Raw genomic sequence first — 2,747 nt, 5'->3', positions numbered from 1 at the left:
GTTCTGCCCCGAGACCTACGCGCGCGGTGTGATCCCGAAACTGAACGCGGACGTTCCGGGGTCCACCGCCGTGACCCCGCCGTCGACGGTCAGCGTCGCGCCGTTGACGAAGGACGCGGCGGGCGAGAGCAGCCAGGTGATCGCCTCTGCGACCTCCTCGGGCTGCCCCGGCCGGCCCGCGGGCACGAGCCGCGTCGCCTCCTCGTAGGCCGCGTCGGCGCCGCCGTCCCCCAGGCCCGCCTCCCCGGCGAACCGGGCCATCCGCCGGTCGGCCATCTCGGTCCGCACCCAGCTGGGGCACACGGTGTTGGCGCGCAGCCCCGCCGTGCCGTAATCGACGGCGAGGGAACGGCACAGCTGGAGGAGCGCCGCCTTGGACGTGGCGTACGCGGCGTTCGCCACGCCGTTGCGCAACGCGGCGACCGAGGCAACAGCGACCACCGAGCCGCGCGCCTCGAGGAGATGGGGAAGCGCGGCCCGCAGCAGCAGGAAGGGGCCCGTGAGGTTGGTGCGCAGCACGGCGTCCCAGTCCTCGTCCGAGAGGTCACCGACCGCTCCGCTGCGCCCGATCCCGGCGTTGAGCACGAGCCCGTCGATGCGGCCGTACGCCTCGGTGGCCGCATCGACGAGCCCGGCGACCTCGGCGGGGTCGCCCGCGTCGGCGGGATGGGCAAGCGCCCCGGTCTCCTCGGCGACGCGGCGCAGCGGCTCGGGGCGCCGCCCTGACACGACGACGCGGTGCCCGGCCGCGCGCAGCTGCCGGGCCGTGGCGGCGCCGATGCCCGTACCGCCGCCCGTGACGACGACAACTCGGCTCTCTGTCATGCCTGTTCAGCCTCCGAACGCGGTCGTGAGCACATGTCCGCGATCATACGTAGGCACCCGCGAACCGCTCACGACCGCATCCGGAGGACCGGCGAAAGGCCCGTCAGGAGGCAGGCCTTTCGCCGGGTTCTACTCGTCGATCGCCGCGCCGAACGCCGCGCCCTTGCCCGGCGCGCCCAGCGACTCCGCGCCGTACGTCCAGGACCCCGAGGCGGTGATGCCGCTCGCCCCTGCCGAGAGGACCCACACGACGCCGTCACCGGCGTTCTCGCCGGGCGCCGCGGCCAGGAGACCGAAGCGGCCGTCGCGGTTGGGGTCCGTCAGGCGCACCTGGCCGCCCCACTTGTCGCCCTTCTCGGGGACGCCGGGGATGTCCGCGGAGTCCTGGTCCCAGGACTTGGCCCCGACCCCGGTCATCCCGGCGTGCGAGCCGCGCAGCACCCAGACCGCTCCGGCGTCGGCGGTCGTGCCGATGTCCTCGCCCGGCGCGCCGATCGCGACGTCCGCGTACCCGTCGCCGTTCGTGTCGGCCACGGACAGGTCGGCGCCCCAGCCGTCGCCGCGCTCGGCGACGCCGGGCACGTCCACGCTGTCCTGCGTCCACCACTTGGCTTCGTCCTTGAGGCCGTCCGCGGCGCCGTAGCGGACGCCCACCAGGCCGCCGGTCAGCGTTTCGCCGCCGTCGTCCGGGGAGTTGGGCTCGCCGGTCACCAGGTCGTCGTAGCCGTCGTGGTCGATGTCGCCGGACGCGGCCACGGGTCCGCCGCGCAGGTCGTGCTCGTACTTGAGTCCGTCGGCGTTGCCCGAGAAGTACGCGGACCAGCCGTGCCCCGGCTCGTCGCCCACGGTCACTCCGGACACGACGAGGTCGGCGTAGCCGTTGTCGTCGTAGTCGCCGGTGGTGAGCGACTTCGGGGTGATGTCGCGCTCCTCGGCCGCCGCGGAAAGGCGCTCGGTCGCCTGCCGGCGCAGCGGCGCCTGCCCGTCGGCCTGCGGTGCGGCGTCGTAGGCGAAGAGTTCCAGGTCGTCCCGGTCCAGGACGGCGAGGATGTCGCCGGGCGTCTCGCCGGTGAGGTGCGCGGCGGCGAGGCTCAGGCCGAACTGCTCGCCCTTGGTGGGCTCCTGGGTCTCCAGCCAGTCGCTGTCGGCGCCGCTGAGGCCCTGCTTGGAGCCCCACAGGATCGCGACACAACCGGCGTCGGCGTTGTCGCCGATGTCCTCGCCGGGGATGCCGACGATCGCGTCGTCGAAGCCGTCGCCGTCCAGGTCACCGGTGGCGACGGCCTTCCCGAAGCCGTCGCCCGCCTCGGCGGCGCCCGCGACGCCGACCGTCGACTGGCTGAACCGGGCGACGGAGGTGGTGTTCATGCCTCTGGAGGAGCCGTACTGCGCCGTGACGAGACCGGCGCCCTTCTGGCCGCTGACCGTCGCCCCCGGGGCTCCGACCAGCACGTCCTCGTATCCGTCGCCGTTGAAGTCACTGTTGCGGTCATCGGCGTGCGTACCCCCGGGGGTGCCGGCGACAGCGGAAGGGGCGGCGGCGATGCCCGCCCCGGTCAGGAGGAGGAATGAGGCCGCGGCGAGGGCGGCCGAACGGTTCTTGCGCACGAGCGGCTCCTGTAAAGGAAAGTGGCCGGGCAAGCGCGAGGGTGTCCGGAAAGGGCCCGTTCCTTGTCCGGCGCCCTGTTCGACACCGGATGGGTCACAAGGGTTGTACGCGCCCTTCGTTTCCCTGGTTTTCGTCTTTCTGTTCGCCCCTTCGCCGGTTGGGGTTCCGCCTGTCCGCCGAGCGGTCACCGCAGGGGTCCCGGCGCCGGGAGCGGGGACGCCTGCTGCCGCTTGCCGGGGGTCGCGTGACACGTCACGTCGGCGGCGGGGAGTTCGCCGGTGGCCAGGTAGGAGTTGGCCGCGGAGTCCGCGCA

Annotated in this window: 2 protein-coding genes; both read right to left on the bottom strand. The window is 73.6% G+C overall.

What is annotated here, in order from left to right:
* Window positions 1–15: 15 nt before the first annotated feature.
* Window positions 16–825 (bottom strand): SDR family NAD(P)-dependent oxidoreductase, encoded by an 810-nt coding sequence (locus tag ACQKIP_RS44585; protein WP_365864600.1) that lies wholly within the window; start codon window positions 823–825, stop codon window positions 16–18.
* 129 nt (window positions 826–954) lie between these two features.
* On the bottom strand, window positions 955–2,433 hold the full coding sequence (locus ACQKIP_RS44580; protein WP_427745607.1) for an esterase: 1,479 nt from the start codon (window positions 2,431–2,433) through the stop codon (window positions 955–957).
* Window positions 2,434–2,747: the final 314 nt, after the last annotated feature.

Origin of the sequence: Streptomyces sp. NPDC059900 (assembly GCF_050270335.1) — a bacterium.
GTDB lineage: Bacteria > Actinomycetota > Actinomycetes > Streptomycetales > Streptomycetaceae > Streptomyces.
The sequence above is the reverse complement of the archived record's forward strand: the minus strand, read 5'-3'. Positions and strand labels throughout refer to the sequence as shown.

What these genes read in the sequence shown, in the direction of transcription:
- ACQKIP_RS44585 (WP_365864600.1), bottom strand. Translation starts at nt 825, where the DNA reads ATGACAGAGAGCCGAGTTGTCGTCGTCACGGGCGGCGGTACGGGCATC.